The organism is Pseudomonas sp. MYb13 (genome assembly GCF_002980075.1).
In the GTDB taxonomy this organism is placed as follows: Bacteria; Pseudomonadota; Gammaproteobacteria; order Pseudomonadales; family Pseudomonadaceae; genus Aquipseudomonas; species Aquipseudomonas lurida.
In genome coordinates this window covers 242,089-264,196 of record NZ_PCQI01000002.1, presented here as the reverse complement: position 1 = coordinate 264,196, position 22,108 = coordinate 242,089, and the positions used below count along the sequence as shown (strand labels likewise).

Annotated in this window: 21 protein-coding genes and 1 pseudogene; 17 read left to right on the top strand and 5 right to left on the bottom strand. The window is 61.9% G+C overall.

Annotation, left to right across the window (positions count from 1 at the left end):
- Positions 1–12 precede the first annotated feature (12 nt).
- Both CQ002_RS04750 and CQ002_RS04745 read right to left on the bottom strand, forming a co-directional pair.
- Positions 13–1,632, bottom strand: a complete 1,620-nt coding sequence (locus CQ002_RS04750; RefSeq protein ID WP_034102373.1) for an FMN-binding glutamate synthase family protein — start codon at positions 1,630–1,632, stop codon at positions 13–15.
- A 28-nt stretch (positions 1,633–1,660) separates the two neighbouring features.
- Positions 1,661–2,425: a LuxR C-terminal-related transcriptional regulator gene (locus CQ002_RS04745; RefSeq protein ID WP_034102374.1), complete on the bottom strand. Its 765-nt coding sequence runs from the start codon at positions 2,423–2,425 to the stop codon at positions 1,661–1,663.
- Between the two features lie 94 nt (positions 2,426–2,519).
- Between CQ002_RS04745 and CQ002_RS04740 the strand changes: the two genes are divergently transcribed.
- The 6 genes and pseudogenes from CQ002_RS04740 (at position 2,520) to CQ002_RS04715 (ending at position 7,758) form a co-directional block, all read left to right on the top strand.
- On the top strand, positions 2,520–3,341 hold the full coding sequence (locus CQ002_RS04740) for a carbon-nitrogen hydrolase family protein (protein WP_105161714.1): 822 nt from the start codon (positions 2,520–2,522) through the stop codon (positions 3,339–3,341).
- Positions 3,342–3,476: 135 nt separating this feature from the next.
- Positions 3,477–4,802 (top strand): APC family permease, encoded by a 1,326-nt coding sequence (locus CQ002_RS04735; protein WP_034102376.1) that lies wholly within the window; start codon positions 3,477–3,479, stop codon positions 4,800–4,802.
- 100 nt (positions 4,803–4,902) lie between these two features.
- Entirely contained in the window at positions 4,903–5,175 is a 273-nt protein-coding gene (locus tag CQ002_RS04730) for a type B 50S ribosomal protein L31 (RefSeq protein WP_034102377.1), read from the top strand.
- 166 nt (positions 5,176–5,341) lie between these two features.
- Positions 5,342–6,681: pseudogene (locus tag CQ002_RS04725) on the top strand (HD domain-containing phosphohydrolase).
- Between the two features lie 166 nt (positions 6,682–6,847).
- Positions 6,848–7,255 (top strand): NUDIX domain-containing protein, encoded by a 408-nt coding sequence (locus CQ002_RS04720; protein ID WP_069021972.1) that lies wholly within the window; start codon positions 6,848–6,850, stop codon positions 7,253–7,255.
- Positions 7,252–7,758, top strand: a complete 507-nt coding sequence (locus CQ002_RS04715; protein ID WP_034102380.1) for a GNAT family N-acetyltransferase — start codon at positions 7,252–7,254, stop codon at positions 7,756–7,758. Before CQ002_RS04720 ends, CQ002_RS04715 begins: the two co-directional genes overlap by 4 nt.
- Positions 7,759–7,790: 32 nt before the next feature.
- Here the strand turns inward: CQ002_RS04715 and metR are convergent, their stop codons facing one another.
- Positions 7,791–8,708, bottom strand: coding sequence for a transcriptional regulator MetR (gene metR / locus CQ002_RS04710; RefSeq protein WP_034102381.1), 918 nt, complete (start codon positions 8,706–8,708; stop codon positions 7,791–7,793).
- 194 nt (positions 8,709–8,902) lie between these two features.
- On the opposite strand from metR, the gene CQ002_RS04705 reads away from it, so the two are divergent.
- The 5 genes from CQ002_RS04705 (at position 8,903) to CQ002_RS04685 (ending at position 12,518) form a co-directional block, all read left to right on the top strand.
- Positions 8,903–9,922: an alpha/beta fold hydrolase gene (locus CQ002_RS04705; protein WP_034102382.1), complete on the top strand. Its 1,020-nt coding sequence runs from the start codon at positions 8,903–8,905 to the stop codon at positions 9,920–9,922.
- A gap of 55 nt (positions 9,923–9,977) precedes the next feature.
- Entirely contained in the window at positions 9,978–10,631 is a 654-nt protein-coding gene (locus tag CQ002_RS04700) for a DsbA family oxidoreductase (RefSeq protein WP_034102383.1), read from the top strand.
- A gap of 188 nt (positions 10,632–10,819) precedes the next feature.
- Positions 10,820–11,740, top strand: coding sequence for an arginase (locus CQ002_RS04695; protein WP_069021977.1), 921 nt, complete (start codon positions 10,820–10,822; stop codon positions 11,738–11,740).
- Entirely contained in the window at positions 11,737–12,117 is a 381-nt protein-coding gene (locus CQ002_RS04690) for a transporter (protein WP_034102385.1), read from the top strand. The genes CQ002_RS04695 and CQ002_RS04690 overlap by 4 nt, the downstream gene beginning before the upstream one ends.
- On the top strand, positions 12,114–12,518 hold the full coding sequence (locus tag CQ002_RS04685; RefSeq protein ID WP_069021980.1) for an EamA family transporter: 405 nt from the start codon (positions 12,114–12,116) through the stop codon (positions 12,516–12,518). Before CQ002_RS04690 ends, CQ002_RS04685 begins: the two co-directional genes overlap by 4 nt.
- Positions 12,519–12,556: 38 nt before the next feature.
- Here CQ002_RS04685 and CQ002_RS04680 read toward each other — a convergent pair whose 3' ends face one another.
- Together CQ002_RS04680 and CQ002_RS04675 are read right to left on the bottom strand one after the other, a co-directional pair.
- Positions 12,557–13,423 (bottom strand): fatty acid desaturase, encoded by an 867-nt coding sequence (locus CQ002_RS04680; RefSeq protein WP_105161715.1) that lies wholly within the window; start codon positions 13,421–13,423, stop codon positions 12,557–12,559.
- 56 nt (positions 13,424–13,479) lie between these two features.
- Positions 13,480–14,250, bottom strand: coding sequence for a MipA/OmpV family protein (locus CQ002_RS04675; protein ID WP_034102388.1), 771 nt, complete (start codon positions 14,248–14,250; stop codon positions 13,480–13,482).
- A 227-nt stretch (positions 14,251–14,477) separates the two neighbouring features.
- Between CQ002_RS04675 and CQ002_RS04670 the strand changes: the two genes are divergently transcribed.
- From CQ002_RS04670 to CQ002_RS04645, 6 genes are read left to right on the top strand one after another with little or no spacing between them, the layout of a single operon-like run.
- On the top strand, positions 14,478–15,179 hold the full coding sequence (locus CQ002_RS04670; RefSeq protein ID WP_034102389.1) for an HAD-IB family phosphatase: 702 nt from the start codon (positions 14,478–14,480) through the stop codon (positions 15,177–15,179).
- A complete protein-coding gene (locus CQ002_RS04665) occupies positions 15,172–16,566 on the top strand; it encodes an aspartate aminotransferase family protein (protein ID WP_034102390.1) in 1,395 nt (464 codons plus the stop codon). Before CQ002_RS04670 ends, CQ002_RS04665 begins: the two co-directional genes overlap by 8 nt.
- A complete protein-coding gene (locus CQ002_RS04660; protein WP_034102391.1) occupies positions 16,563–17,516 on the top strand; it encodes a carboxylesterase in 954 nt (317 codons plus the stop codon). The genes CQ002_RS04665 and CQ002_RS04660 overlap by 4 nt, the downstream gene beginning before the upstream one ends.
- 31 nt (positions 17,517–17,547) lie before the next feature.
- Positions 17,548–18,672 (top strand): GNAT family N-acetyltransferase, encoded by a 1,125-nt coding sequence (locus CQ002_RS04655; RefSeq protein ID WP_105161716.1) that lies wholly within the window; start codon positions 17,548–17,550, stop codon positions 18,670–18,672.
- Complete coding sequence (locus CQ002_RS04650) at positions 18,672–20,441, top strand: HAMP domain-containing sensor histidine kinase (protein ID WP_069021991.1); 1,770 nt, start codon at positions 18,672–18,674, stop codon at positions 20,439–20,441. Before CQ002_RS04655 ends, CQ002_RS04650 begins: the two co-directional genes overlap by 1 nt.
- Complete coding sequence (locus CQ002_RS04645; protein WP_034102394.1) at positions 20,431–21,828, top strand: sigma-54 dependent transcriptional regulator; 1,398 nt, start codon at positions 20,431–20,433, stop codon at positions 21,826–21,828. The genes CQ002_RS04650 and CQ002_RS04645 overlap by 11 nt, the downstream gene beginning before the upstream one ends.
- Positions 21,829–22,108: the final 280 nt, after the last annotated feature.

Below are 22,108 nucleotides of genomic sequence, written 5' to 3'. Positions count from 1 at the left end.
GGGGTATTGATGTTACGCAGCGCTGGCTTCATGGGGTTCAAAACTGTCCGCCCGTGCCATCTGCCACATGCGCGAATAGAACTCGCCGTTCACTTCGCCGGTGAGCAGTTCGCCTGGCTTGAGGAACACATGCAACTGCGAGAACAACTTGATCTCGGTCGCCGACATGCGCCGTACCAAGTGCTTGGCCGATAGCTGCGACGGGTGATCCAGGCCCGCTGCCGCGAGCATTTCCGCCAGGGCCTTGAGGGTGTTGCGATGGAAGTTGAACACGCGCTGGGCCTTGTCGGGTACCACCAGCGCACGTTGGCGCAAGGGGTCCTGGGTGGCGACACCGGTCGGGCACTTGTTGGTGTGGCAGCTTTGCGACTGAATGCAGCCGATGGCGAACATGAAGCCGCGTGCGGCGTTGGCCCAGTCTGCGCCGATGGCCAGGACGCTGGCGATATCGAAGGCACTGACGATCTTGCCGCTGGCGCCAAGCTTGATCTTGTCGCGCAGGTTCAGGCCCACCAGGGTGTTGTGCACGAACAGCAGGCCTTCACGCAGCGGCACGCCGATATGGTCGGTGAACTCCACCGGTGCGGCGCCGGTGCCGCCTTCCTTGCCATCGACGACGATAAAGTCCGGAAGGATGCCGGTTTCGAGCATGGCCTTGGCGATGCCCATGAACTCCCACGGGTGACCCAGGCAGAACTTGAAACCCACCGGTTTGCCGCCGGACAGTTCGCGCAGTTGGGCGATGAACTGCATCAGTTCGATAGGCGTGGAAAAGGCACTGTGGCGTGACGGCGAGATGCAGTCTTCGCCCATCATGATCCCGCGCGTATCTGCGATTTCCTGGGTCACCTTGTGCTTGGGCAGGATCCCGCCATGGCCGGGCTTTGCGCCCTGGCTCATCTTGATTTCAATCATCCGCACTTGCGGGTCTTGCGCCTGCACGGCGAAGCGTTCCGGGTCGAAGCGGCCATCGCTGGTGCGGCAGCCGAAGTAGCCGCTGCCCAGTTCCCAGGTCAGGTCGCCGCCGTTTTCGCGGTGGTAGGGGCTGATGCTGCCTTCGCCGGTGTCATGGGCGAAGTTGCCGAGTTTGGCGCCCTGGTTCAACGCGCGAATGGCGTTGGCGCTCAACGAGCCAAAGCTCATCGCCGAGATGTTGAACACCGACGCCGAGTACGGCTGCTTGCACTGCGGGCCGCCGACCATCACGCGAAACGCGCTGGGGTCGCTCAGCGGCGCGGGGCGCATGGAGTGGCCGATGAATTCGAAGCCCGACTGGTACACATCGATCAGGGTGCCGAAGGGTTTGTCGGCGGTTTCGTTCTTGGCGCGCGAATACACCAGCGAACGCTGGGCGCGGGAAAAGGGCAGGGCATCGCTGTCGGATTCGAGCAGGTACTGGCGGATTTCCGGGCGGATGGCCTCCACCAGGTAACGGATATTGCCCAGGATCGGGTAGTTGCGGCGTACCGCATGGGGGCTTTGCAGCAGGTCGAACAGGCCGATCAGGCTCAACACGCCGGTGACCAGGGTGATCGGCCATAGCCATTCATGTTCGATAAAGGGGAGGCTGGCGAGGGTGAAAATGACGCACACGGCAAAGAAGGCGTAACGGCTTAGTAACGACAGGCTCATACGGTTTTCCTTGGTTCGGACTCATCGGCTAGGCGTTTTGCGCCTGTAGAAAGATCGAGAACAGCTCAGACTGGGATTTGATCCCTAGCTTGCTGTACATGTGTTTCTTATGGACTTTCACGGTTTCAACAGAGATTTCCAGCTTACGAGCGATTTCCTTGCTGGAGCAACCGCTGAGCATCAAGCGGCCTACATCCAGCTCGCGGGCGGTGAGTTGCGCGCCCCAGTCATCATTCTGGATCGGCGGCTGCGGCGCGCTGACCTGGTTGAGTTCATAGGGCAGGCGCTGGCGCAACAGGCTCAGCACCCAGGGTTGTATCAGCGACAGCAGCGCAATCTGCTGCGGGTCAAAACGCTGTTTCGAGCCCAGGGACAGGCATAGCGTACGCCCATCCGGCAGTTGGCAATTAAATTGGATTTCATCGGCAACCACGTTCAGGCGGAAGTAGCGCTGGTAGTACTCGGTGAGTTCAAAGTGCTCCGGCGCGACTTCCGCCAGGCGGAACAAGCCGGTGCGCGAATGTTCACGGCTGGCGATGTAGAACGGGTCGAGCAGGTACAGGCCGTTGAGGTAGTCCTGGAACAGATGGTCTGGCGTGCCGTCGGCACCGGGGCATTCGGCGAACACCAGCGGGCGGTGCTCGCTGCTGAACAGCACCACCACCCAACTGTCGAACGGCACGTACTGGTCGAGCAAACGCACCAGTTGGGTCCAGAAATTGGCCTGGTCAAGGGCGTCTATCATTTGCCCGACCGAACGGTGCCAGGCGATGTCGTGCAGCGAGACTGTCATTCGTCTACCCCCATAGGGTTACCCCGGCGGCGTGATTTGCGCGACGGGTGCGGCTGCGCATACTGCGCCACAGATAAAACAACAGGACGTCCCAATGAAGGTCGAATTTGCCCAGTTGGCAGGCCGCGATAACGGCACAGCTTACAACCTTGAGCGCGCTTTGGCGGCGATTGCTGCAAGTGCAGTCGACACGCAACTGATCGTGTTCCCGGAAACCCACCTGATGGGCTTCCCTTCGGCCGAGACCGTCGCCGACATCGCGGAACCCCTGGATGGCCCCACCGTGCAGGCCATTATCGACGCCTGCCGCGTGCGCGGTATTGCGGTGGTGATCGGGATGGCTGAAAGCGAAGCAGGCCAATTCTATAACACCACCGTGTTGATCACCCCTGACGGCATCGCCCTGCGCTATCGCAAGACCCACCTATGGGCCTCGGACCGTGGCGTGTTCACCCCGGGTGATCGCTACGCCACCTGCCTGTGGAACGGCGTGCGCGTCGGGCTGTTGATCTGCTACGACATCGAGTTCCCGGAAACCGCGCGTGCCAACGCGCAACTGGGTGCCGAGTTGTTGATCGTCACTAACGGCAACATGGACCCGTATGGCCCCACGCACCGCACCGCGATCATGGCGCGCGCCCAGGAAAACCAGGCGTTTGCGCTGATGGTCAACCGTGTGGAGGAGGGCGATGGCGGGTTGTTGTTTGCGGGCGGCAGCGCCTTGGTCGACCCCTTTGGCACGTTGCTGTTCGAGGCCGGGCGTGAGGAAGGGCAGTTCACCGTCGAACTGGATCTCGACCAACTGGCAGCGGCGCGCAAGGACTACCGCTACCTGGATGACCAGCGTTTGAAATTGCCCGGTGAGGTGATCGAGCGCAGCGATGGGACACGCGAGTTGTTGATCCCACGCCCCTGATCTGTGAATCGATCCTCGTGTCGAGTGGGGCAAGCCCACTCGCCACAGAAAACGTGCTTGACCATAAGAAAAATGACACCGGCTTCACCGACTTCAGTTCTGCCATAAATCTAATAAATCAGCGGAGAATCGCTCATGGCTCGTTTGCAACGCACCCTGTCGTTAGGGTCGGTGGTGCTGTTTGGCATCGCCTATATGACGCCGATCATTGTGCTCGGCACCTTCGGCATCCTGGCGCAATCCACCGCCGGCATGGTCCCCGCCGCTTACCTCGCCGCCCTGGTGGCGATGTTCTTCACCGCCATGAGCTATGGGCGCATGGCCTCGGCCTTCCCGGTAGCCGGTTCCGCCTACAGCTATGTGCGCAAGGCCATCAGCCCCAAGCTGGGATTCATCGCCGGTTGGGCGGTGTTGCTCGACTACCTGTTCCTGCCCATGGCCATCTGGCTGATCGGCGCGGCGTACCTGAATTCGGCGTTTCCGGCGGTGCCCCAGTGGGTCTGGGTGCTGGCATTCATCGGCATCACCAGCGCCATCAACATCGTCGGCCTCAAGTTGGCCAACGGCATCAATGCCTTGCTGATGCTGGTGCAGTTTCTGGTGCTGATCGCGTTTGTCGCGTTGTGCATCCACTACATCGGGGGCGATGCGAGCAAGCCGCTGTGGACCATCACGCCATTCTTCAATGGCCAGATGCAAATGCCGTTGATCATGAGTGGCGCGGCCATCGCCTGCTATTCGTTCCTGGGCTTTGACGCGGTCAGCACCCTCACCGAAGAAACCCGCGACCCACGCCGCACCATTCCACGGGCGATCATGTTGATCACCCTGATCGGTGGGCTGATCTTCGTAGCGGTGTCCTACTTTGTGCAGATCGCTCATCCATCGTTCGAATTCACCAATGTGGACTCTGCGGCGTATGAAATCGCGCGCAACATCGGTGGTGACCTGTTTGTGTCGATCTTCCTCATCGGCCTGATCGTGGGTCAGTTCGCCTCGGGGCTGTCGGCCCAGGCCAGTGGGTCGCGCTTGCTGTTCGCGATGGGCCGCGATGGTGTGTTGCCCAAATCGTTCTTCGGCACCCTGCATGCGCGCTTCGGCACGCCGGTCAACAGCATCTTGCTGTGTGCAGTGGTGGCACTGCTGGCGTTGAAGCTGGACGTGACCACCTCCACCTCGTTCATCAACTTCGGTGCGTTCCTGGCATTCAGCCTGGTGAACCTGTCGGTGATCTTCCACTACTGGATCGGTGCCAGGCAGCGGGGTGTGCGTGAGCTGATCCTGTTCCTGGTGTTCCCGGCCATCGGCCTGCTGGCGGACCTGTGGTTGATGGTCAGCCTCGATCACTTGGCGATCTACCTGGGCCTGGTGTGGTTGGCGATTGGCTTGGTTTACCTGGGCGTACTCACCCGCGGTTTCTCGCAACAGCCACCGGAAATGGATTTCCAGGAAGCGGCATAGACCGTCCCGGTCTATTCTTATTGCAATCGGTTCTCGTTTGGATGCATGCTTTGTGTTACTGTATAACACATCGAATGCACCCAGACGCCCCGGAGGCCTTATGAAAGCTGGTATCCATCCCGAGTACCGCACCGTGCTGTTCCACGACACCGCCGCCGACGTGTTCTTCCTGATCGGCTCCACTGCCGACAGCGACCGCATCCACACACACAGCGACGGCAACACTTACCCGTACATTCCTCTGGACGTGTCCAGCGCCTCGCACCCGATCTACACCGGCCAACAGCGCAAGACCCAGGCCGAAGGCCGGATCGCCGGGTTCAACAAGCGCTTCGCTTCGTTCGGCTCAAGCCCGAAAAAAGCCGAGGCGTGAGGCTTGCATGCTTCACCTCGAAAGCCGCTCCGATGCCGGAGCGGCTTTTTTTTGCGTTGATATCGTAAGGCCATCACGCTGCGCAAAACCGACTAGACTACTCTGTAACCGCCAGGAGGGCAGGCCCAGACAATAAGGAACGCACACCGACGATCCGAGGTGTCCCATGGGAGAGTCAACGACGTTCACCGATGCCGACCGTGCCGTGGTGCTGTTGATCGATGCCCACCCGGACGTACTCCACAGCCTGACGCACTTGCTACGGCTGGAGCCCTTCGACGTGCACAGCGCCACGTGCGCTGCCGATGCCCTCGCCATTCTTGCCAGCCAACCCGTCGACCTGGTGATGAGCGCCGCACGCCTGCCGGACATGGATGGCGCCTCGCTGCTGGCGCATGTCCACCAGCACTATCCCCACACTGTGCGGATCCTGCTGACCAGCGAGACCGACCTGACCCTGATCATCAAAGCGATCAACGAAGGTGAGATCTATCGCTACCTGAGCAAACCCTGGAACGATGAAGAGTTGCTGCTGGCCCTGCGCCAATCCCTGGCCCATCAGCATTCCGAGCTGGAACGCCTGCGCCTCGAACAGCTGATCCAGCAGCATAACGATGAGCTCAAGCAGCTCAATGCCACCCTGGAAAAACGCGTGGCCTCGCGTACCAGCGAACTGCAGCAGACCGCCGACATGCTCGACCTGGCCTACGAAGAGCTCAAGCACAGCTACGCCACTGGCACTGAAGTGTTCTCGCTGCTGGCCAACCTGCGCCTGCCGCGCGCCAAGCAGACCAACCGGCAGATCATCGAACTGGTGCGCACCTGGTGCGTGGCCCATGGTGTGGACGAAGCCAGCAACCGCGACCTGACCATGGCTGCCGCGCTCTACAACATCGGCAAGCTGAGCTGGAGCGACAGCATGATGGCCTCGCCCTCGGACCTGCTGCACAGCAGCGACCGCGAACGTTATCGCGCCTATGCGACCCAGAGCGAGTCATTGCTGATGACCCTGGAGCCGATGAAAGACGCCGCGCGGTTGATCCGCCATCACCAGGAACGCTGGGATGGCAGCGGTTTCCCGGACCACCTCAAGGGCGAAGCGATTCCCGTCGGGTCGCGCCTGCTTAAACTGGCGGTGGACTTTATCGAACTGCAAAAAGGCCTGATCCTGGAACGGCAGATGAACAGCGACGAAGCGCTGCTCTACATCCGCAAATACGCTGGCCGGCTGTATGACCCGGTGATGGTCGAAGACTTTGTGCTGGTCTGCGCCACTTACCTCAACGACGTAACCCTGGGCGACCCCAACGTCAAAGTGCTTGGCACCCGCGAGCTTGCGGAAGGCATGGTGCTGGCGCGCAATCTCAATGCCGACAACGGCATGCTGCTGCTCATGCGGGCAAGGTGTTGAACCTGCCGTTGGTGGACAAATTGATTGCCTTTGAGACCATGGAAGGCGCGCGGTACAGCGTGTTCATCAAGGACCACACGGTGATCCCGGGCTGAACACCGTCAACCGTGTGGGAGCGGGCTTGCTCGCGAAGGCGGTGGGGCAATCACCACAGCGTTGCCTGACACTGCGCTTTCGCGAGCAAGCCCGCCCCCACATTGGATTGCGGGGGGGCTTTGGGCATGTGATCCTTACGCTCTTTGCAACCAAGGAAGACCGTTCATGCCCTCCACCATCCGCATCGCCGCCGCACTCCTGATCGGCAGCGACGGCCAGACCCTGCTGGTGCGCAAGCGCGGCACCCAAGCCTTTATGCAACCAGGCGGCAAGATCGATGCGGGCGAGCAGCCCGCCGAGGCCCTGGCCCGTGAGCTGCACGAAGAACTGAACCTGCGTATCGACCCCGGCGCCGCGGTCTACCTTGGCACGTTTTCCGCGCCGGCGGTCAACGAGCCAGGTTTCACGGTGGAAGCCGAGCTGTTCCAGGTCCAGATCGACGTCGCGGTCAACCCGGCCGCCGAGATCGAAGAGGTGCGCTGGATCGATCCGGCCGGTGATGGTGGCCTGGTCCTGGCACCGTTGACGCGGGATCTGATCCTGCCGTTCTATCGCGCATCGTTGACGGCATGATCATCCGCACGCTGGGGGCCGACGACGCCGAGGCCTACCGGGCGTTGATGCTGGAGGCCTATGAGGCGTATCCCCAGGCGTTCACCTCCAGCGTGGCCGAGCGCGCCGCGATGCCATTGAGCTGGTGGCAGAAGCGCCTCGACAACCCGCTTGATCGGTTGCTGGGCGGGTTCCATGGGGATGAACTGGCGGGCATTGTCGGCCTGGCGTTCGAGCCACGGGAGAAGGCGCGGCACAAGGTGACCTTGTTCGGTATGTACGTGACGAAGGCTTGCCAACTCAAAGGCCTGGGCCGTCGACTGGTCGAGGCGGCGCTCGATGAAGCCCGCCAGCACCCGCGCCTGAAAGTGATCCAACTGACCGTCACCGCCGGCAATGACGCCGCCTTTGCCTTGTACCAGCGCTGCGGCTTCATCCAGTACGGCCTGGAGCCGCTGGCGGTGCGGGTGGGCGTTGATTATTTCGACAAGATCCACATGTGGCGCGAATTGCATGACCGGTGATAGCGACCACAATTGATCTCATCGGCTGTGCGCTAGCGCACCGCACTGACCCCATCCAGGGTGGAAAACGAGGTGTCCTTGGCAGTCAGCAAGAAGTCGCGCATATACGGCGCGTCCAGCATGTCCGCACGGATCCCTGCATACAGCGTCGCAAACAAGCCTTTCTCGCCCAGGCGCTTGGCCTTCACGTAGCCGCGCGAGCTGTATTCATGCAGCGCCCAATGGGGCATGCCGCATACGCCGCGGCCGCTGGCTACCAGCTGCATCATCATCACCGTCAGTTCCGAGGTGCGCACCTGGGCCGGTTCGACGTCGGCCGGTTCCAGGAAGCGGGTGAATATGTCCAGGCGGTCGCGCTCCACCGGGTAAGTGATCAGGGTTTCGGTCAGCAGGTCCTCCGGCACGATGTACGCCTTGTGCGCCAGCGGGTGCTGGTTGGCGACCGCGAGCATGGCTTCGTAAGTGAACAACGGCACGTAGGTGATGCCTGGCAACTCAAGTGGGTCAGATGTCACCACCAGGTCCAGATCGCCCCGGGCCAAAGCAGGCAAGGGCGCAAAGGCGAAGCCTGAGGCCAGGTCCAGCTCGACTTCCGGCCATGCGTCGCGGAACTGGTCGATGGTTGGCATCAGCCACTGGAAGCAACTGTGGCACTCGATGGCCATGTGCAAACGTCCGGCAGTGCCGCCGGCCAACCGCGCGATATCGCGTTCGGCACCGCGCAGCAACGGCAGGGTGGCATCGGCCAGTTGCAGCAGGCGCAGGCCGGCGCTGGTGAAGCGCAGGGGCTTGGTCTTGCGCACGAACAAGGGCATGCCCAGGCGCTCCTCCAGCTCCTTGAACTGGTGGGACAGCGCCGACTGCGTCAGGTGCAGGCGCTCGGCGGCTTCCACCAGGCTGTCGGCTTCGCGCAGGGCGTGCAGGGTCTTGAGATGACGGATTTCGAGCACGGGCTCTCCATGAGTACAATTTGTGATGAATCGAAAGGCCGTGAGTTTGTCTCATGTTGGCAGGCCTGTCGATAAGCAGGTCTACCAGGACCGTTGAGCACTCTTCATCAAACTGTCACGTAACTGTGGCAGCGCGCTTGAACAAACTTCATCAGACTCGCGTTCTACTGGGGTTCTGCGTTTCGGTGTTTTTCATGCGCGTGTTGCTTTTACTGGCCGCTCTATTGTTCGGCCTGCCGTCTTTTGCGGCTTCTCGATGTGACGTCAATGTCCCGACCCAAACGGTCGACCTGGCTCAGGTGAGCATCGCCTACCAGAGCATCGGCCGTGCGTCCGACCCGGCCTTGCTGCTGGTGATGGGGCTGGGTGGGCAGTTGATTCATTGGCCCGACGAAGTCGTCGTTGCCCTGTGCCAGCAAGGGTTTCGGGTGATCCGTTATGACAACCGTGACGTCGGCTTGTCCACCTGGCGCCAGGCGCCCGCGAATGCCAACCTGACCTTCGAGGTGTTGCGCTACAAGCTCGGCCTGCCGGTGGCGGCGCCGTACACCTTGACCGACATGGCCGATGACGCCATCGGCCTGATGGACGCCTTGCAGATCGAGCAATTCCACGTGCTGGGGGCGAGCATGGGCGGGATGATCGCCCAGCACCTGGCCGCCATGGCGCCGCAGCGGGTCGAGAGCCTCACACTGATCATGACCAGTTCCGGCGCCGAAGGCCTGCCGGCACCGAATGCGGCGCTGGTGCAATTGCTGTCGCGGCGCAGCGCGCCGAACCGTGAAGTGGCCTTGGAGCAACAAGCCGATCTGCTCGCCGCGCTGGGCAGCCCGAACGTAAAGGATGATCGCCAGGCCTTGTTGCACCAGGCGGCGCTGTCCTATGACCGGGCCTTCAACCCGGACGGCGTGAAGCGCCAGATCATGGCGATCCTCGCCGAGCCGAGCCGTGTGCCGTTGCTCAACCAATTGCGCGTGCCGACCCTGGTGGTGCACGGTACCGCCGACCCGTTGCTGCCGGTGATGCATGGCGTGCACCTGGCGGCGCATATCCAGGGCAGCCAATTGAAGCTGATCCCCGGCCTGGCCCATCGTTTCCAGGAAGCCTTCAAGGCGCCGTTGCTGGCGGCGGTGCTGCCGTACCTGCAAGCGCATCGCGAGGACGCCGCGCACTGGGCGCAGGTCGATCCGGTCGCCCCTTCGAAGCTGCTGTGACATTGGTGTATCGTGCAACCTTTGCGGCCCATTCAAGCCAGCGAGGTTGCCTGCCATGAGTACTCCCCTGAAAATCGATTTCGTCAGCGACGTGTCCTGCCCCTGGTGCATCATCGGCCTGCGCGGCCTGACCGAAGCCCTCGACCAGCTTGGCGCCGAAGTGCAGGCCGAGATCCATTTCCAACCGTTCGAACTGAACCCGAACATGCCTGCCATCGGTCAGAACATCGTCGAGCACATCACCGAGAAATACGGCTCCACCGCCGAAGAATCCCAGGCCAACCGTGCGCGTATCCGCGACATGGGCGCCGAGTTGGGCTTTGCCTTTCGTACCGACGGCCAGAGCCGTATCTACAACACCTTCGACGCACACCGCCTGCTGCACTGGGCCGGGCTCGAAGGCTTGCAATACAACCTCAAGGAAGCGCTGTTCAAGGCCTACTTCACCGATGGGCAGGACCCATCCGACCACGCCACCCTGGCGATCATCGCCGAAAGCGTCGGCCTGGATATCAAGCGGGCGGCCGAGATTCTCGCCTCCGATGAATACGCCGCCGACGTGCGTGAGCAAGAGCAGCTGTGGATCTCCCGTGGCGTGAGCTCGGTGCCGACCATCGTGTTCAACGACCAGTACGCCGTGAGCGGTGGCCAGCCGGCAGAAGCCTTTGTCGGTGCGATTCGCCAGATCATCAACGACGCGAAAAACTAAAGCCGATCACGGTTCAAAATGTGGGAGCGGGCTTGCTCGCGAATGCGGTGGGGCAGTCAACACTTCAGTGACTGATTTACCGCATTCGCGAGCAAGCCCGCTCCCACATTGGTCAGTCACCGTCTTCAAGAGTTGTGCTGGCCCGTCCCTTGCATTGACCCCCTAAAGCCATTAGGGGGCACATTGCCTTGAACATTCTTGACCTCGACCACAGCCTCACGGGCCAGGCCCCGATTGCCCGGCGCCTGGCCAGTGGGCGCGCCACCCGTATCGACCTGCTGGACCTGGGCCCCAAGCTGCGCCTGTGGTCCACCGAAAAAACCTGGAAGCGTTTCACCGAACGCCTGGCCCAACGGCCCCGGCCCACGGATGCGCGGCCGGAAATCCTGTTTGTCGGTTCCGGTGATTATCACCACCTTACGCCGGCGTTTCTCGCCGATCTCAAAGAACCCATCAGCCTGATCCATTTCGACAACCACCCCGACTGGGTACGCTTTGCACCCAAGCGCCACTGTGGTTCATGGGTCAACCGCGCGCTGAAAATGCCGGCGATCAAACGCATCGTCACCCTCGGCCCGTGCAGCGATGACCTGCATAACCCGCAACTGCGGGGTGGCAACCTTGGCGCCCTCAAGCGCGGGCATTTGCAGCTGTTTCCCTGGCAGCATGCGCCTTCCAAGGTCTGGGGGCGGGTAGGGGACGGCGCCGGCCATCGGCAGCAGGAAGACCACCTGCACTGGCGCAACCTGGCCGAGCTGGAGTGGACGGCTTTCCTGGAGCAGATGATCAGCAGCCTGCCCACCGAGGCGATCTGGATCACCGTCGACAAAGACGTGCTCGCCAGTGAAGACGCGGCGACCAACTGGGACCAGGGCGGCATGCGCCTGACTCACCTGCTGCAAGCCCTGCGGGCCTTGGCCGCGCGCAAGCGCATCATCGGCATCGACGTGTGCGGCGAGTTTGCCCAGCCTGCCTTCAGCAATGCGTTCAAGCGCTGGGAGGCCAAGTCCGACCAGCCGCCGCCGGAGCGCTGGAGCGCGGCGGACCTGCAGCGCAACGCCGCCACCAATGAAGCCCTGATCGACCTGTTTGAGGAGCTGTTCCCGTGACCCTGACCGTCGTGTTGCTGGTGGCGTTTTCCATCGTGCTCGATGTGATCGGCCAGCTGTGTTTCAAGATCGGCCTGGACCGGTTGCCCGAGCTGGAGGGCGGTTTTCGCCTGAACGCGTTCTGGGGCCAGGTGTTCAATGCGCCACTGCTGTGGGCCGGGATCGGCGCCTATGCGATCGAATTCTTCGTGTGGCTCGAGGCCTTGTCCCGTGCACCGTTGAGCCTGCTGTTTCCAGCCGCCGCGCTGGCGTATTGCGGCGTGGTGCTGGCAGGCAAGGTGGTGCTGGGCGAGACCGTCAGCCGCCGCCGTTGGTTGGGTACGCTGGTGATTACCTTGGGTGTGATGTTGGTCGCGATTGCGGGGAGTCAGGCATGAGTACGCAGACGATGAATACGGGATGGCTGCACGGGCGTTTCGGCACGGTGGTGCTGTGGGCCTTGTTGATCGGCACCGAAAGCGCCGGCCAGCTGTTTACCAAAGTGGCTGGGGACCAATTGGGCCAGATGGATTTCAACTGGCAGTGGCTGGGTGAGGTGGCCCGCAACCCTGGGATCCTGGCGGCGATTGCCAGTTACATCGGTGCGTTTTTCGTGTGGATGCTGATCCTGCGGCGCAGCAGCCTGTCCTTGGCGTTTCCGCTGAGCTCACTGGTGTTTGTGGTGGTGCTGCTGGGGTCGTGGCTGGGGCTGGGAGAACATATCAGCCCGCTGCACTGGGTGGGGGTGGCGGTGATTATCGCCGGCATCGCCCTCCTGGCCGAAGGCGAAGAAAACTGACAGTCCCCTGCAGGAGTCGGCTTGCCGGCTCCTGCAGGTCAGGGTTTGCGGTGCGCCACCAGGAAGCCCAACCCGTGTGACACCGAAATCGGCTTGACCCCCGCCTCACGCTGCTGTTGGGCAATCTCCCGATGAAACGCCTTCACTTTGGTCCAGTGCATCTTCGGCCGGTAGTGGTGTTCGGCGTGGTAGCCGTTGTTCATCCAGATCAGGTTGTACAGCACGCTGTAGGAACTCACGCCCCAGGCAATCGGCAGGTCAGGGTTGCCACCGAAGTGTTCGTAGTATCCATTGAGCGATGACAGGCACTGGCCCAGGTACCAGAACGGCAATAGCCACAGCACCGCCTGCCAGTTGTAGAACGCCAGGGCGATATAGAACGCCACGGTCACGCCGATCTCGACCTTGACCCAGCGCGCATCGGCCGGGCGCTTGCGCTTCATTTCGTCATAGAACGGCTTGGGATCGTCGCGGAAAAAACTCAGGAAGGTATAGGCCCAGGGGTTCTCCGGCTCGCCGTTGTGGCCGCGCTGGTAGATCGACAGCGGGTCGATGGTTTTGCCATCCGGGCCCGGCAGGTCGGCGTTGCCACGGTGATGGCGGTTGTGGATATCGCGGTAGAGCGTCTGGGAAAACCCGATGGTCACCGACAGCAGCAGGTCGAAGGCCCGGTTCATCGCACGGTGGGTGAAGTAGGCGTTGTGGATCTGGTTGTGGGAGATGCTGTTGATGCTCCACGACAGGCTCACCGCGTAGACCAGCGCCAGAGGCACCAGGGCCCACCAGCTCAGGCTGTGGAACGCGGTAACCAGCCAGATGACAAAGGCGAAATGTGCCAGGCCCAGGGCGATGGGCACCAGGTCCCAGAGTGAGTGATGCAGCAGGCGGTAAGCGGGGCGAGCCATGAGGAATGTCCTGGAAAAATGGATTCCAGGACCTCATTGCAAACCCCAGACCAACCTCAATCGAACGTATAGCTGATGGCCGTCTGCACTTGGCCCTGGTTCACGTCGCCGGTCTGCCGGACGATGCTGCTGTCCGCCGCCGAGCCCACCAGGTGTACCCAGCTGGCGCTGGTCAGCAACGACCATTTGGCCGCCAGGGGAAACTCGAAACTCTGGGTCAGCGTCACGTTCTGGAAGCCACCGCTGGCGTTGTACGGGCGAATACCCGACGCGGCCGCCTCGTTGTCATCCACGCCGAAAAACGTCTGGGTCTGGCGTGCATCGGCGAAGTGCGCCACCAAGCCACTGCTACCGATAATCCCGTTGCCCAGCGGATAGCCAAGCTCGCCACCGACCTTGCCCAGTGCGCCGCTCTGCGAGTGGCCACCGCCGACGGCTTGGCCCAGCTGTGCATACACCCGCCAGAAATCAGCCGGCGCGTATTGGATGAAACCCCCTACCTCGGCCATGTCCGACACATTGCGCAGCCCCTGCAGCGCGCCGTTCGAGGTGCGTCCCTGCAGGTAGTTGATGTACGGGCCGGCGGTAAAGCCGTTGCTGTCCAGGGCGCTCCAGGTCAAGCCGTCATCGGTACTCAGGCTGAGAGTGCCCCAGTCCAGATCGAAATAGGGAACGGGCCGCGTTTCGTAGCGGCTGCCGGTAGGGTCGTGGGGTTGGTAGCTGACGCCTGCGCCGACTTCGCCGGTGATACCGTCGGCCTGAGCCGCGTTTGAAACGCTCCAGAGGCCCAGTAAACCGGCCAGTGCAGCGCAAGTGATCCTCAACATGGTCACTGTTCCTTGATTGATTACGTGCGCATGAACGCGCGAACGGCCGCCCTCGCGCAAGCACTCATCTTGTTTGTAGCAAGCTACAAAAATTGTAGCTCCCACGACACAAATCACCCTTCATGCCGAGCAAAGCCCCAGCACCGCTGGGCTTGCGCCAGTTGGCACAGTCCCTGCTCTACCCCTGTTGCAAGCGCACAGAGCGCGCTCCTCCTAAGGTAAACGCAATGATCCACTGGCATATCGTGTGTGACTTCGACGGGACCATTACCCCCACCGATGTCATCGACAACGTCCTCCAACGCTTCGCCGGCCCCGAGTGGGAAACCATCGAACAGGAATGGCTGGATGGGCATATCGGTTCACGCGAATGCCTGAGCCGCCAACTGGCACTGATCAAGGCCACGCCTTCGCAGCTGCTGGCGTATTTCGACAGTGTCGAGATCGATCCGGACTTCCCGGACTTCGTCGATCACGTGATCGGCCTGGGCGCGTCCATCGAGGTGGTCAGCGACGGCATCGAGCAGGGCATCGCGCGGATCCTGTCACGCAACTACGTGACCTTGCTGCCGATCCTCGCCAACCGCCTGCGCCAGGTCGACCAGAACAGCTGGCGCATCGACTTCCCGTATGCCAGCGATGCCTGCCGCGCCGCCTCCGGCAACTGCAAGTGCAAGTCCACCCCGCGCAACAAGCGCGTGCTGGTGATCGGCGATGGCAAGTCCGACATGTGCGTGGCCTCCACCGCCGACTTCGTGTTTGCCAAGGGCAGCCTCGCCGACTACTGCGTGGCCAACAACATCCCTCACGCGCGCTTCGACACGTTTGCCGAAGTGCCCGCATTGCTGGCGCTGCTGCCACAAGGCATTGCCGCCAACGCCACCTCCTTTACTGCTGCTGACAATCAGGAACTCTTCCATCATGTCTGATATCCGTATCGCTACCGCCGAAGACCAGGTGCTTCTGGATAAAGAAGCCAAGTACTGCTCCTACGGCGACACCGTCCACTACATCGAGCCGCCACGTATTTTCAGCCGCTGCGAAGGCTCCTACGTGTGGGACACCGAAGACCAGGCCTACCTTGACCTGCAAATGTGGTACTCGGCGGTCAACTTCGGCTACGCCAACCCGCGCCTGAACAACGCGCTGAAACAGCAGATCGACACCCTGCCGCAAATCGCCAGCCAGTACCTGCACAAGGGCAAGATCGAGCTGTCGGAAATGATCGCGGTCGACGCCAAGAAGAAGTTTGGCCTCGACGGTCGCGTGCACTTCAACGTTGGCGGTTCGCAGTCCATCGAAGACTCCCTGAAAGTGGTGCGTAACGCCACGAACGGCAAGAGCCTGATGTTTGCCTTCGAGGGCGGCTACCACGGACGTACCCTCGGCGCGTCGTCGATCACCTCCAGCTACCGCTACCGTCGCCGCTACGGCCACTTCGGCGAGCGCGCGCAGTTCATCCCGTTTCCGTATCACTTCCGTGGCCCGAAAGGCATGACCAAGGAAGAATACGGCAGCCACTGCGTGCAGCAATTTGCGCGCCTGTTCGAGACCGAATACAACGGTGTATGGGACCCGAAAGTCGGCCAGAGCGAATACGCCGCGTTTTACGTCGAACCGATCCAGGGCACCGGCGGCTACGTGATCCCGCCGATGAACTTCTACCGCGAACTCAAGCACGTACTGGACCAGCACGGCATCCTGATGGTGTCCGACGAAATTCAGATGGGCTTCTACCGCACCGGTAAGTTGTGGTCGATCGAGCACTTCGACGTGCAGCCGGACGTGATCGTGTTCGGCAAGGCACTGACCAACGGCCTCAACCCACTGGGTGGCATCTGGGCCCGTGAAGAGTTGATCAACCCGAAAGTCTTCCCGCCAGGTTCGACTCACTCCACCTTTGCCTCCAACCCGTTGGGCACGGCGGTAGGCCTGGAAATGTTCAAGATGACCAACGAAGTCGACTACGGCGCGATGGTCATGGCCAAGGGCAAGTTCTTCCTCGAAGGCCTGCAAGACCTGCAGAAACGATTCCCGATCATCGGCGATGTCGATGGCCTGGGCCTGGCGCTGCGCTGCGAAATCTGCGGCCCGGATGGTTTCACGCCGGACAAGGCGACCCTGGACTACATGGTCGAAGAAGGCATGAAGGGCGACATGGTGGTAGACGGCCAGAAACTCGGCCTGATCCTCGATGTGGGCGGTTACTACAAAAACGTGATCACCCTGGCACCGTCCCTGGAAATCAGCTATCCGGAAATCGAGCTGGGCCTGAAGCTGCTCGAACAACTGCTGGTGCGGGCGACTCGCCGGTGAGCCAGGCAGAGATCGACCTCGGTGAAGGTGATGCCGGCTTCGTTCTTGGTGAAGGTCCGGTCGGGATCCTGTTGATCCACGGCCTGACCGGCACCCCGACGGAATTGCGCCAGGTCGCCAAGGGCCTGGCCAAGGCGGGTAACTGCACGGTGTACGTGCCCACCCTGGCCGGGCATTGCGGCGACAACAGCGACCTGCAAGCCACCGGCTGGCGCGACTGGTACGAAGGCGTGCGCAAGACCTTCGTGGGTGTCAAACAGCGACACCCGCAGGTGTTTGTCGGTGGCTTGTCCATGGGCGCGGTCATGTCGATGTACCTGGCGTCGGAGCATCCGGGCGAAGTGGCCGGGTTGCTGATGTACTCCACAACGCTCAAGTACGACGGCTGGAGCATCAACAAAATGGCATTCATCACGCCGTTGTTGATCCGTATCCCGTTTGGCGTGCGTCTGTTCCGCTTTACCGAAAAGCCACCCTACGGCATCAAGAACGAACGTTTGCGTGCCATCGTTGAACGGCAGATGAAAGAAGGCGAAAGCAGCGAAGCGGGCTTGTTGACGATGGAGGGGGTGACTGTCCGGGAATTGCACTGGATGAACGCCGTGGTCAAGAAACGCATGCCGCAGATCAAGGTGCCGGCACTGGTGCTGCACTCCATCGAGGATGACATCACCAGCCGCTGGAACGCGGACTACGTGGAGCGCCATCTCGGCGGGCCGGTGACCAAGATCCTGTTGGACAACTGTTACCACATGATCACGGTCGACCTGCAATACCGGCGGGTGATCGAGTTGAGTGCCGACTTCGTCGAGCAGCACGCGGGCTTAAAACCAACGCGGGTCGATGTGGGAGCTGGTTTGCCCGCGATGCGGACACCTCGGTCTATCAATGAAACCGAGGCGATGCCATCGCAGGCAAGCCAGCTGCCACACACGCACGTGCACATCTGATCGGTGCTGGCCCAAGAAATAAGGGAAACCTGTGATTACCACCCAAGCGTTCCCGACCATCCGGGCCCTCCAGCGCAGCGCCTGGAACGACTGTTTTCCGGGTGCCTTGGAGGACTGGGACTATTACGTCGCCGTGGAAAACGCCGCCATTGCTGATTTCCAGTGGCGGTACCTGGCGGTTTACCAGGATGGAACGCTGGTGGCGGTGGCTGCCGCGTTCATCACTCATTATCGCCTCGACACCACGGTGTCGGGTGCCGGCAAGCGCTTGGCCGAGCGTGTGGAGCGCCTGTGGCCGGGGCTTTTGCAACTGGGGCTATACGCCCTTGGTTCGCCGGTGGCCGAACGTTGCGACGCCGGTTTCGCCAGCGGCGTGCCGCATGCGAGTCGTCCGCTGTTGCTCAAGCACCTGCTGCAGGCTGCGCGCCGGGATGCCGATGAGTTTGGCGTCGGCCTGGTGGCGGTCAAGGACGCGCCGAGCAAAGACCCGCATTGGCTCGAGAGTTGCCGGGCGGCAGGCTTCCAAAGCATGCCGAGCTTGCCCTCGGGCGTATTGCCGCTGCCGTACGGTTCGGTGGACGCCTACCTGGGCTCGCTGGGTAAATCCACCCGCAAGGACCTGCGCCGCAAACTGCGCGCGCCGGGGCCACGGGTGGAGTGGCGGCGCAACATCGACGACGTGCTTCCCGAGGTCATGCGCCTGTACGAGGCCACGCTCGCGCGCGCCGAATTGCAATTCGAGCGGCTGCCCGCCGGCTACTTCACTGGCGTGCTCGAACGGCTTGATGAACGCGCGGTCTGTGTTCTTTACTGGGTGGACGAGCACCTGGTGGCGTTCAACCTGGTCCTGGTGGATGAACACCGTTTGGTGGATAAATTCTTTGGGCATGACGTCGAATTCACCCGCGACTACAACCTGTACTTTCGCAGTTGGTTGACCAATGTCGACTACTGTATTGAGCACAATATTGCGTTGTACGAGTGCGGGCAGGCCGGGTATGCCAGTAAGCTGCGCCTGGGCTGCGAGTTCCAGGGCAACAGTGTGTTTTTCCGCCACCGCAACCGGCTGGTCAACGGCCTGCTCATGTTTGTAAAACTGTTTATTCGACCGGATCGTTCCGACCCTGCCATGGCTGCTGCGATAAGCGAAACCTGATGATCACCAAGACCCGCCAGAAAGCCCGCCCCTTTGCCATTTCGCGTTGGAGCGTCCAGCGCAAGCTGGTGCTGGCGTTCTGGTTGGTCAGCGTGATTCCCACCATGATCGCGGCCGAGTTGGCCGCTACCACGTTGTCGCAGATCTTCGACAGCAACGTGCGCATCTGGCTGCAGGAGTCGACCAAGATCGTCAAGGACGAGATCGGCGACATCCTTCATGACAACGCACGCATGGCCAAGCTGTTCCTGCGCTATACCAGCCCGCCCTCCAACCGGCAGGCGGCCAAGCATGACCGGCTGACCGCCGACATTGCCGATGCGACGGATATCGACGTGGTCGCACTGATCCGCGTCAGTGACCACAAACTGGTGTTCAGCACCGCCTCCGACGACATCGTCAAGCAGATCAGCCTGACCAGCAATGCGGTGTTGCAGACGGTGCAGGTGGCCGGGGTGAGCACCGGCATCGTGGTGTCCACCTTCGAGACCACGCAGGACGGCGTCGATTACCTGCTGCTGGTGGCTACGTACCTGGACAGCAGTTTCCTCACCAGCGTGGCCGATGTGCATTCCCTCGACCTGCGCCTGTACCTGGCGAACCCCGAGGGTTTCTCCGAAATCTTTTCGACCCAGCGCTTCGAGGATCACCCCTCGCGCATTCCCAAGAATGTCGAAACCGCGATGCGCAGCACCAAGCAGCCCAGCGAACAGTTCACCAATAACTACAGCGGTCTCTACTGGCCAATCTTCAACGACGCCGGCGACTTGCAGGGCGTTATCTTCAGTGGCCTGCTGCGCCACACCAGCCTGGTGGGGCTGGTGAACCAGAGCAATCTGTTCGTGCTGATCTTCCTGCTCAGCTCGGCATTGTCGTTGGCGGCGGGGGTGTTGGTGTCACGGCGCCTGACCAAGCCGTTGCGCGACCTGTCCCAAGGCGTGAGCGCGGTGATCTCCGGCAATTACGCGCACCGTGTGGTGGTCAGCGGCGGTGACGAACTGGCGCAGTTGAGCAGCACCTTCAACCATATGACCGAGCGCCTGGGAGAGTTGCATCACCTCGAAGCCCAGTTGCGCCGGCGTGATCGCCTGCACGCCCTGGGTGAAGTCGCCATGGGCCTGGCCCACGAGATCCGTAACCCGCTGGGCATCATCAAGACGGCCACGCAACTGCTGCACCGCCGCGCTGACCTGCCGGACACCGACAAGCGCCATCTGGAATACGTGATCAGTGAAGTCAGCCGCATCAACGACCTGATCACCGAGTTCCTCGACTTCGCCAAGCCCAACCCGCCGTTGCGCGTGTTGCAGCCCGTGCGCCCGCTGGTGGAGGAAATCCTCGGCTTCTGTGCCCCGGAACTGGCCACCCACAACATCGACGCGCACATCGATGACCAGGCACCGGGGGCGACGATCTACGCGGACGCCAAGCAGCTCAAGCAGGCATGCCTCAACCTGATTATCAACGCCATCGATGCAATGCCCGAAGGCGGGCGCCTGACCCTGGGCATTCGCACGCACGACGACAACACCGTGATCAGCATCGCCGACACCGGCCAGGGCATTCCGGCGGACATGATCGAGCGTATCTTCACGCCATTCGTCACCACCAAGGCGTCAGGGACCGGGCTGGGCCTGGCCAAAGTCTATTCGATCATGGAAAGTCACGACGGCAGCATCGAATGTGCCAGCGAGAAAGATGCCGGCGCCACCTTCAGCCTGTACATTCCGGCGATTGGCGAAGACGACGAGGACAGTCATGACGCATAACATTCTGGTAGTCGACGACGAACCCAAGCTCTGCGACCTGCTGGCGTCGGCCCTGGGCCAGAACAACGTGCAGGTGTTTATCGCCGGCAACGGCCTGCACGCGCTCAAGGTGCTGGAGCAGGAAGACATCGACCTGGTGATCAGCGACTGGCGCATGCCGGGCATGGACGGGCCGGCGCTGCTGGCCGAGATCAAGGTGCGCTACCCCCACGTACCCGTGATCGTGATGACCGCCTACAGCACCGTGAAAAACGCCGTGCAGTCGATGCGCAACGGCGCCTACGACTACATCGCCAAGCCGTTTGACATCGACGAGCTGGACATCACCGTGGCCAAGGCCCTGCAGTTTCGCGACATCATGCGCGACAATGCGCGCTTGCGTGCCGAGTTGGACGAGCATGCGCAGTTCGACAGCCTGGTGGGCGACAGCCCGGCATTTCGCAAAGTGCTGCAAGCAGTGGACTCGGTGCGCGACAGCAGCGCTACCATCCTGCTGACCGGCGAAAGCGGTACTGGCAAGGAAATGGTCGCCCGCGCCATCCACAAGCACGGCAGCCGTGCTGACAAACCGTTCGTGGCGGTCAACTGCGCGGCCATCCCGGAGGGCCTGCTGGAAAGCGAGATGTTCGGTCACCGCAAAGGCGCGTTCACCGGTGCCGTGGCTGACCGGGTAGGGCGCTTCCAGCAAGCCGACAAGGGCACGCTGTTTCTCGACGAAGTGGGCGATATGCCCCTGGCGTTGCAAGCCAAGATTTTGCGTGCATTGCAGGAGCGCGTGATCGAACCGGTAGGCGATCCCCGCGAGCGCAAGGTGGATGTGCGGGTGATCGCCGCCACCAACAAGAACCTGCTGGACGCGGTGGCCAACAAGGAGTTTCGCGAAGACCTGTATTACCGCCTCAACGTGTTCCCGATCCCGTTGCCCGCGCTGCGCGAGCGGGTGGAAGACATTGCGCCACTGGCCCGTCACTTCGCCCAGACCCTGAGCGCCACCGCCGGCAAACGCATTACCGGTTTCAGTGCCGAAGCGTTGCAGGCCATGGCGGCGTATCACTGGCCGGGCAATATCCGCGAGCTGCAGAACTGCGTGGAGCGCGCGACCATCGTTGCGGCGTCGCCAGTGATCGAAGACATCGACCTGCCGGGTTACCTGTTTGCGTCGAAGCCGAGCGAGGGCGGCGTAACGGCCATCCTCAGCGACGGGCCGGGCATTCCCCAGGATTTGGACGCAGCGCTGGCGGAGGTGGAGAAGGCCTATATTCTGGCGGCGTTGCAGGAGAGCAATGGGGTGCAGGCTGCTGCGGCGGCGAAGATCGGGATTTCCGAGCGCAGCTTCTGGTATCGCCTGAAGAAGCTGGGCATCCAGGTCGACAAAATCGTGCGCTGATCACTGGGTCAGCCACCGATGCAACTGTGGGATCTGGCTCGCCCGCGAAGGCGGCCTGACAGCCGACCGCAATCTACCGGTAAGGCCACGATCCAACTGTGGGAGCTGGCTTGCCTGCGAAGGCGGCCTGACAGCCGACCGCAATCTACCGGTAAGGCCACGATCCAAATGTGGGAGCGGGCTTGCCCGCGAAAGCGGCCTGACAGCCGACCGCAATCTACCGGTAAGGCCACGATCCAACTGTGGGAGCTGGCTCGCCCGCGAAAGCGGCCTGACAGCC

What these genes read in the sequence shown, in the direction of transcription:
- CQ002_RS04680 (WP_105161715.1), bottom strand. Translation starts at nt 13,423, where the DNA reads ATGGCTCGCCCCGCTTACCGCCTGCTGCATCACTCACTCTGGGACCTG.
- CQ002_RS04705 (WP_034102382.1), top strand. Translation starts at nt 8,903, where the DNA reads ATGCGCGTGTTGCTTTTACTGGCCGCTCTATTGTTCGGCCTGCCGTCT.
- CQ002_RS04645 (WP_034102394.1), top strand. Translation starts at nt 20,431, where the DNA reads ATGACGCATAACATTCTGGTAGTCGACGACGAACCCAAGCTCTGCGAC.
- CQ002_RS04740 (WP_105161714.1), top strand. Translation starts at nt 2,520, where the DNA reads ATGAAGGTCGAATTTGCCCAGTTGGCAGGCCGCGATAACGGCACAGCT.
- CQ002_RS04650 (WP_069021991.1), top strand. Translation starts at nt 18,672, where the DNA reads ATGATCACCAAGACCCGCCAGAAAGCCCGCCCCTTTGCCATTTCGCGT.
- CQ002_RS04685 (WP_069021980.1), top strand. Translation starts at nt 12,114, where the DNA reads ATGAGTACGCAGACGATGAATACGGGATGGCTGCACGGGCGTTTCGGC.
- CQ002_RS04665 (WP_034102390.1), top strand. Translation starts at nt 15,172, where the DNA reads ATGTCTGATATCCGTATCGCTACCGCCGAAGACCAGGTGCTTCTGGAT.
- CQ002_RS04730 (WP_034102377.1), top strand. Translation starts at nt 4,903, where the DNA reads ATGAAAGCTGGTATCCATCCCGAGTACCGCACCGTGCTGTTCCACGAC.
- CQ002_RS04670 (WP_034102389.1), top strand. Translation starts at nt 14,478, where the DNA reads ATGATCCACTGGCATATCGTGTGTGACTTCGACGGGACCATTACCCCC.
- CQ002_RS04720 (WP_069021972.1), top strand. Translation starts at nt 6,848, where the DNA reads ATGCCCTCCACCATCCGCATCGCCGCCGCACTCCTGATCGGCAGCGAC.
- CQ002_RS04750 (WP_034102373.1), bottom strand. Translation starts at nt 1,632, where the DNA reads ATGAGCCTGTCGTTACTAAGCCGTTACGCCTTCTTTGCCGTGTGCGTC.
- CQ002_RS04745 (WP_034102374.1), bottom strand. Translation starts at nt 2,425, where the DNA reads ATGACAGTCTCGCTGCACGACATCGCCTGGCACCGTTCGGTCGGGCAA.
- CQ002_RS04700 (WP_034102383.1), top strand. Translation starts at nt 9,978, where the DNA reads ATGAGTACTCCCCTGAAAATCGATTTCGTCAGCGACGTGTCCTGCCCC.
- CQ002_RS04735 (WP_034102376.1), top strand. Translation starts at nt 3,477, where the DNA reads ATGGCTCGTTTGCAACGCACCCTGTCGTTAGGGTCGGTGGTGCTGTTT.
- CQ002_RS04715 (WP_034102380.1), top strand. Translation starts at nt 7,252, where the DNA reads ATGATCATCCGCACGCTGGGGGCCGACGACGCCGAGGCCTACCGGGCG.
- CQ002_RS04675 (WP_034102388.1), bottom strand. Translation starts at nt 14,250, where the DNA reads ATGTTGAGGATCACTTGCGCTGCACTGGCCGGTTTACTGGGCCTCTGG.